The 6,691-nt window shown below is 42.3% G+C and carries 8 protein-coding genes; 4 read left to right on the forward strand and 4 right to left on the reverse strand.

Annotated features, from left to right (window positions below; translation table 11 throughout):
• Nucleotides 1-77: 77 nt before the first annotated feature.
• A complete protein-coding gene (locus QNK26_RS03505; protein WP_319220878.1) occupies nt 78-1,016 on the reverse strand; it encodes a LysR family transcriptional regulator in 939 nt (312 codons plus the stop codon).
• Nucleotides 1,017-1,216: 200 nt separating this feature from the next.
• On the opposite strand from QNK26_RS03505, the gene QNK26_RS03510 reads away from it, so the two are divergent.
• The 3 genes from QNK26_RS03510 to QNK26_RS03520 all read left to right on the forward strand — a co-directional run bounded on the left by QNK26_RS03510 (nt 1,217) and on the right by QNK26_RS03520 (nt 3,285).
• Nucleotides 1,217-2,038 (forward strand): 2OG-Fe(II) oxygenase, encoded by an 822-nt coding sequence (locus tag QNK26_RS03510; RefSeq protein ID WP_319220879.1) that lies wholly within the window; start codon nt 1,217-1,219, stop codon nt 2,036-2,038.
• A gap of 87 nt (nt 2,039-2,125) precedes the next feature.
• Nucleotides 2,126-2,674, forward strand: coding sequence for a peptide-methionine (S)-S-oxide reductase (locus QNK26_RS03515; protein ID WP_319220880.1), 549 nt, complete (start codon nt 2,126-2,128; stop codon nt 2,672-2,674).
• A gap of 47 nt (nt 2,675-2,721) precedes the next feature.
• Nucleotides 2,722-3,285: a YceI family protein gene (locus tag QNK26_RS03520; protein WP_319220881.1), complete on the forward strand. Its 564-nt coding sequence runs from the start codon at nt 2,722-2,724 to the stop codon at nt 3,283-3,285.
• An 85-nt stretch (nt 3,286-3,370) separates the two neighbouring features.
• Here QNK26_RS03520 and QNK26_RS03525 read toward each other — a convergent pair whose 3' ends face one another.
• Nucleotides 3,371-4,057, reverse strand: coding sequence for a helix-turn-helix transcriptional regulator (locus tag QNK26_RS03525; RefSeq protein WP_319220886.1), 687 nt, complete (start codon nt 4,055-4,057; stop codon nt 3,371-3,373).
• 189 nt (nt 4,058-4,246) lie between these two features.
• Here QNK26_RS03525 and QNK26_RS03530 point away from each other — a divergent pair, with 189 nt between their 5' ends.
• A complete protein-coding gene (locus QNK26_RS03530) occupies nt 4,247-5,476 on the forward strand; it encodes a CynX/NimT family MFS transporter (RefSeq protein WP_319220882.1) in 1,230 nt (409 codons plus the stop codon).
• Here the strand turns inward: QNK26_RS03530 and QNK26_RS03535 are convergent.
• On the reverse strand, nt 5,466-6,032 hold the full coding sequence (locus tag QNK26_RS03535; RefSeq protein WP_319220883.1) for a DNA-3-methyladenine glycosylase I: 567 nt from the start codon (nt 6,030-6,032) through the stop codon (nt 5,466-5,468). The two genes, QNK26_RS03530 and QNK26_RS03535, sit on opposite strands and share 11 nt — an antisense overlap.
• Nucleotides 6,033-6,133: 101 nt before the next feature.
• Nucleotides 6,134-6,658 (reverse strand): type II secretion system protein, encoded by a 525-nt coding sequence (locus QNK26_RS03540; RefSeq protein WP_319220884.1) that lies wholly within the window; start codon nt 6,656-6,658, stop codon nt 6,134-6,136.
• Nucleotides 6,659-6,691: the final 33 nt, after the last annotated feature.

Consider the following 6,691-nt stretch of genomic DNA (forward strand, 5'->3'; position numbering starts at 1 on the left):
TTGTTTTAAGTTGTGCTTAGAGTTAATCAATAGTGTTAATCTTAATAGAGATATTACATGAGTAAAAATTGCATTAACTACTTATTATCATGAAGTAATTTCATGCCTAATATCTTGGTACGCTGCAAATGATTTTTAAGGAAGGGATAACACAGTTCTCTAAACCAAGTATGCTCAGGATCTTGATGGTGTTTCGCATGCCACAATAAGTAATATTGTTGCGGTTTCAGCTCTATCGGCAGCAACATGATACGTAGATCGTGTGCTTGGGCAAAGTCTGCGGCGATATGCAGTGGTGTGGTCAACAGGGTATCGGTTGTTAATAACAGTTCAATCGCCGATTGAAAAAACGGCACTGATGCAAACACCTGACGCTGCTCACCAAGATCGGACAACGCCAAATCTACCGTGCTGTCTTTATCGCCACCACCACTGATCAATACATGTTTGGCATTAATATAATCGGACATCGATAATGAATTACGCGAGTACAAGGGATGTTGCGGACGGCACACTACCACCAGCTGATCTTCACCAATACTTTTGCCATGTAAGTTTTCGGGCATGGTATCGGTAATGGTACTGACCAGATCTAGGGGCATATCAGCCAACTCGGTTAACTTGTCTTTATGCCACAGCTGATACTCGACACTGGTATTGGGGGCATCCACAGCCAGCTCACAGCATATTAATGGTAAAATTGCTTGGGCAACATAATCACTCGAAGCTAAGGTAAATTTACGCTGGCACTGGCGCGGGTCCATCACTCTCGGTAAATACAAATTATCTAATGTTTGCATCAACACAGGTAACTGGACTTTTAATTCTTCGCCTTTACGCGTCAATACAAACTGATTACCCTCCCGGATCACTATCTTGTCATGAAACGCCGCGCGAATTTGGGTTAAGGTTTTGCTGATCGCCGACTGCGTGACATTAAGCTGCCGCGCCGACTCCGTCAAATTACGGGTTTGCAATATCGAAATTAACGCCGGTAATAATTTGTAGTTATTCAAAGGAGTTCGCCATGCCAGATAGTCAATCCACCATCATAGCGTAAATTTTCTTTCCGTTATTTTAAAAGTTAACTCCCTGAGCTTATTCATATAATAATGACATGCTGATTTGGCGTCTTTGGATGAAGTGAATGAGTAATTTTCTATGTGCTAAAATGTGTATCGAAACTTGAATAATACGGTGTGAAAGTAGGTGTATTATGAACAGACTCGATATCGCAAACTTAATTATTGAAAAAATAACCGCGCAAGCTGAAGCAGCCAAAGATATGTATGCTGACTCTGTCAGTAATATTGGTTACTTCTATATTGATAACTTTCTTCCTACCGAGCTAGCAACTAAAGTCCACGATGTATTTCCCCACTATAACGATATGATGTTAATTGGCAGTAAATATAACCTGCGGGAGTACAAATATGTCACCGCTCAGATGAACAACTGCCATCCGCTGTTAGAAGAAACGATCTTTGCATTTCAAGACCCGCGAATTTTGGATCTCATTAAAGAAATTTGCGATATTAATAGCCTCTATGCCGATGAAAATCTGTATGCTGGCGGTATTTCATTGATGCATCAAGGCCAGTTTCTAAATCCGCATTTAGACAATTCGCACGAAAAAGACCGTAAACAGTGGCGGGTTCTCAACCTGTTATATTATGTCACACCAGACTGGCACCAGACTAACGGCGGTAATTTAGAGCTCTGGCCCGACGGTATCGACAATGCACAATTGACCATAGATAGTGCATTCAATCGCCTTATCGTCATGGCCACCCACGATGGTTCATGGCATTCCGTAAGCCCGATAACCGCAGATAAAAATAGAACCTGCGTCTCTAATTATTATTTTTCAGATAGCGCGCTCAAACCTACCGATCAATTTCATGTCACTTCCTTTCGCGGCAGACCCGAACAGGGCGTCAGAGATATTGCTTTACAAGCGGATAATGCGTTGCGTCAAAGTGTGCGCAAACTGTTTCCGCTCGGCCTCGTGAAAACTAAACAAATTTATAAAAAATAATCATCTAGACCTAGCTATGAAGCTTTTTTATAGTCCATAATTAAATGGATTAATATCTAATAGGACTCTTTTACACAAGGACGTAACATGGATCGTAGTATCGATAATACAATAGATATCGCAATAGATAACACCGTCAAGAAAATCGGCCTCAGTGGTACCTGTTATTGGTGTACCGAGGCTATTTTTCTATCGTTACGCGGCGTGATTAAAGTTGAACAAGGCTGGCTATCCTCGTTTAATAAGGACGATTGGTTTTCAGAAGGTATTATTGTGACTTATATACCAGATGTGATTAGTTTAAAAAACCTCATCGCCATTCATTTACACACCCACAGCAGTACTAAAAAGCATGCTATGCGGGATAAATACCGCAGTGCCGTTTATGCTATGAACCCTTATCAAATTACCGAAATAAAACACAACTTAGCCTTACTGCAAAGCGAGTTTGAACTGCCTTTGATTACCCGCGCTTATGCCTTTAATCAGTTTAAACCGTCAGACGCAGCCATTCAAAATTATTACTATAGTGACCCACAGCGGCCGTTTTGCGAAAACATCATTACTCCGAAATTAAACAAATTACTCGAAAGCCATGGCAACCTAATAGATAAAGCAAAAGTGACCAATACGTGATGGATAGCATTTTAAGTGCTAAATAATCTTAATGAAGGAAAATAAAAATGAAAAATAAACTCTTTATATCTCTGGTTTTATTGTCATTTCAATCATTCGCCGCAGACACATTTAATCTAGTCACAGAGTTTTCATCACTCAGCTTTGCAACCATCAAAAAACAATATGTCGTCGAGCCAGCAACAATCAGCGGGTTAACGGGGAGCGTGGATAGCAGCGGTCAATTTGCAGTTATCGTGCCTGTGGCAAATATCGATACCGATGTGGCCATCCGCAATGAACGACTTAATTCATTGTTCTTTAATTCGTCAGCCAACCCCGTAATGATGATTAGTGGTAAATTTGACCTTGCCTCGTTAACACAACCTATCTCAAAAGTGCTCGTTCCGGCCAACGTGTCTTTCTATGATACTAACAAAACATTTAACTTCCCGGTCATCATCACTAAAACAGACCATGCCATTACTGTTCATTCGTATGCTCCGGTGATCGTAAAAGCCAGTGATTTTGGTATTCCGGCCGCCAACCTGACGAAGCTTGCAGCGACGGTTGATGGGCTTGCGCTTTCAGATGCAGTGCCAGTGAACATCAATCTCGTTTTTAATAAATAAGCAGCTGCGATAGTAAAACAGTGATGATAAAACTGTTCGCTTTGCCGTTATCCAAGGCGACAGTTTTGTTGTTACCCGAGTCCATTTATACCGGCTGTTTGATGTATTGCTTTGGCGGTTTACCTAAGGTTTTTTTAAAAAATGTAATAAACGCACTGACCGATTCGTAACCTAAATCTTCCGACACCCGTTGCACGGATTGATTTGATGACAATTTTTGTAATGCCATCACCAAATGAAGCTGCCCACGCCAACGGCCAAATGTCATCCCTACTTCTTGTTTCACTAATCGAGAAAATGTCCTTTCACTCATCGCTAATAGTGCCGCCCATTCCCCCACCGTTTTACGATCGGCAGGATTGGCTAACAACTGCTTAGCTATTTGATTAAGTCTTGGCTCCGCAGGTATCGGAAAGTCGAAGTGTTCTTCGGGCATGCAAATAAGTTCATCAATCAATACTTGCGCCAATCTCAGCGTACTGGCATCAGCTGAATAATGTTGCTCTTTACTCGCCAAACTAACAATTAATTCGCGTAATAACGGCGAGATCGATAAGGTGCAAATCGTATCAGGGATCCCAACTACTTCAGGGTCCACAAATAACATGCATACATCGTCACTGATAGAAATATGATTACTGTGGGGTACTTGGCTTGGGATCCACACAGCACAATTTGCTGGCACCATCCATATCGCATCAGCAATTGAGCAGCGTACAAAGCCAGTTAACGGCATCACTAACTGACATTTTACATGTTGATGGACCGGCATTTCATAGGCTCTTTCAAGCCCAGATGTCCGCAGCGCATTGACACTTTCGGCATATCTGTCCGAGTCAAAGCCGATTGCATAGGGAGGTAGTTTCATAATGGCTGTTTTTAGCAATAAAATGTCAATATACATAAATTCAGAATTTTAAGATACAGGTAGTATAAGCTATTGCTTCAGAAGGACAGACACATGTCACATCATAACAAACCAAATATTGCCCACCCAGCACTGCTTATTATCAGTATTTTTCTCATCGCCAGTAATTTACGTGGGCCAATCGCAGGTATTGGCCCCATCTTGGAATTTATCTCTCACGATCTCGGATTATCAGCGACTCAGGCTGGCATGCTCACCACATTACCACTGCTTGCCTTTGCTATTTTCTCACCGATATCATCAGGGTTAGCACGAAAAATAGGACTAGAACCGTCACTCATGATCGCGCTTGTTGCAATCACCAGTGGTGTTATTATTCGCTCTTTAGGCTCAACCGTCACATTGTTCTTCGGCACATGCGTCATCGGTGTCGGTATTGCGATTGCGAATGTCTTATTACCAAGCTTGCTAAAACGTGACTTTCCAACCAAAGTACCCACACTGACCGCTATCTACGTATTGCTCATGGGGATCGGCTCAACAATTAGTGCAAGCACAACCATCCCATTGTTTAATCTCGCTGAAACATTAGATATTGTTGCGATCCCAAGCTGGGCATTTGCATTAGCTGGTGCGATCATTCTACCGCTAATTAGCATGCTGGCTTGGCTACCACAAATGAAACGTCATACTAAGCCAACTGCCGATACACCTGAGCTAGATAGCCACAGTTATTTATGGCGTTCAGCAGCGGCTTGGCAAGTCACTGCTTTCTTAGCGCTTAATTCTTTTATTATGTATTCGTTTATTGCCTGGTTGCCGAGTATCTTGCTTGAAAATGGTTACTCAGAACATCAAGCAGGTTATATCCACGGTATTCTACAGCTTGCTTCTGCAGCTCCCGCTATTATTTTAATACCGCTAATGGCGAAAATGAAAGACAAACGCGGCTTGAGCTTAGCAATGACAGTACTTGCATTGGTGAGTATTGTAGGACTGCTCACGCTGCCGCAACACGCGGCATTCTGGGTGAGTTTACTTGGCTTTAGCTGTGGTGGCGGATTTATTTTAGGCATATCCTTTGTTGGCTTACGCACACACAATGCACACCAAGCCGCCGCTTTATCAGGTATGGCGCAATGTATGGGTTATCTATTTGCAGCAACAGGGCCGATTATTTTTGGTTCACTGCATGAAGCGACTAGCAGCTGGGATGTACCATTAACGATCGCCGCAGTTATCGCTATCGTTTGGGCATGTTCAGCGCTATTAGTGGGTAAGCCACATGTGATCACCCATCCACATCAGCTAATCACATGTTAACTTCTTGATGACGAAAGCAATCGGTAGTGTGATCATTTACCATACCGATTGCTTGCATAAATGCATAGCAGATCGTCGGGCCGACAAAATTAAACCCACGTTTCTTTAAGTCTTTACTCATCATTGCCGATATCTCGGTTTTAGCGGGAGTTGCAGCTAACGACGGTAAATCATTTTGCAGTGTTTCACCATTAACAAAGCGCCAGATATACGCATCAAATGAACCAAACTCAGCTTGGATATTAAGAAAACCTTGTGCATTTTTAATTACAGAACGTATCTTCAAGCTATTACGGACAATACCGGCATTGGCTAATAAGCGTGTCACGTCATCGTCGCTATATTTAGCGATCACCTTATAATCAAACTGATCCAGAGCCAGTCGGTAATTCTCTCGTTTTCTGAGTATAGTGATCCAACTTAATCCCGCTTGTGCGCCTTCTAAAACCAAAAACTCAAACAAGCGTTGCTCGTCATGAACAGGTACACCCCACTCCTCATCATGATAAGTCACGTATAATGGGTCTTCGCCACACCATGTGCATCTGTTTTTCATTGCTTGTCCTTAATTCTGTCACTGCTTGTCCTTAATTCTGTCACTGCTTATCTTTAATACTGCCACTACTTGTGCTTTATTCAGCTACTAAATAGGGGGCATTAGCAGCCATCGGTGTTTAGGCTAAACACTTGAGTTTCGCTGGTATGGTGATACTCGGCATAACACAAATTACTCTTTAAATTCCCCGAGCCATAACCGATACGCGAGTAGTCATTGTCTTCATAAACAGAGATCTCAGCATAGCGTGCGATGCGAGTGTCATTACCTTTAGTGACATCCGATGGCACACCTAATTCGAGGAAAGTTTCAATAAAGTAGGCATTGGGTATGGTGGCTTCGCTTCTCGTTTCTGGATAGCCACGATAAAACTGATAATCACCATAATCCGTTGCAATGGTAATATCATCGCCCAATGCATTCTCAATTTGAGATTTCATATGCAGCAATCGCACCGCCGCTCGCAAGCTCCCATGAAAGTTTTCAACGGTTTCTTTTTTGGCATCATCTTTTACATCGATAAAACGCGGTACAGCTGTGGCAGCCAGCACGCCAAGCACAGTGATAGTAATAACCAATTCAATAAGTGTAAAACCGTTATTCTTGTTCCCAGCAGTAAAATCCATTTTCTCTCTCTGTTAATCGTTTTTAATAGTATG

This window comes from Moritella sp. (assembly GCF_033791185.1).
Classification (GTDB): Bacteria; Pseudomonadota; Gammaproteobacteria; order Enterobacterales; family Moritellaceae; genus Moritella.

What these genes read in the sequence shown, in the direction of transcription:
- QNK26_RS03525 (WP_319220886.1), bottom strand. Translation starts at nt 4,057, where the DNA reads ATGCCGGTCCATCAACATGTAAAATGTCAGTTAGTGATGCCGTTAACT.
- QNK26_RS03535 (WP_319220883.1), bottom strand. Translation starts at nt 6,032, where the DNA reads ATGAAAAACAGATGCACATGGTGTGGCGAAGACCCATTATACGTGACT.
- QNK26_RS03540 (WP_319220884.1), bottom strand. Translation starts at nt 6,658, where the DNA reads ATGGATTTTACTGCTGGGAACAAGAATAACGGTTTTACACTTATTGAA.
- QNK26_RS03520 (WP_319220881.1), top strand. Translation starts at nt 2,722, where the DNA reads ATGAAAAATAAACTCTTTATATCTCTGGTTTTATTGTCATTTCAATCA.
- QNK26_RS03530 (WP_319220882.1), top strand. Translation starts at nt 4,247, where the DNA reads ATGTCACATCATAACAAACCAAATATTGCCCACCCAGCACTGCTTATT.
- QNK26_RS03515 (WP_319220880.1), top strand. Translation starts at nt 2,126, where the DNA reads ATGGATCGTAGTATCGATAATACAATAGATATCGCAATAGATAACACC.
- QNK26_RS03510 (WP_319220879.1), top strand. Translation starts at nt 1,217, where the DNA reads ATGAACAGACTCGATATCGCAAACTTAATTATTGAAAAAATAACCGCG.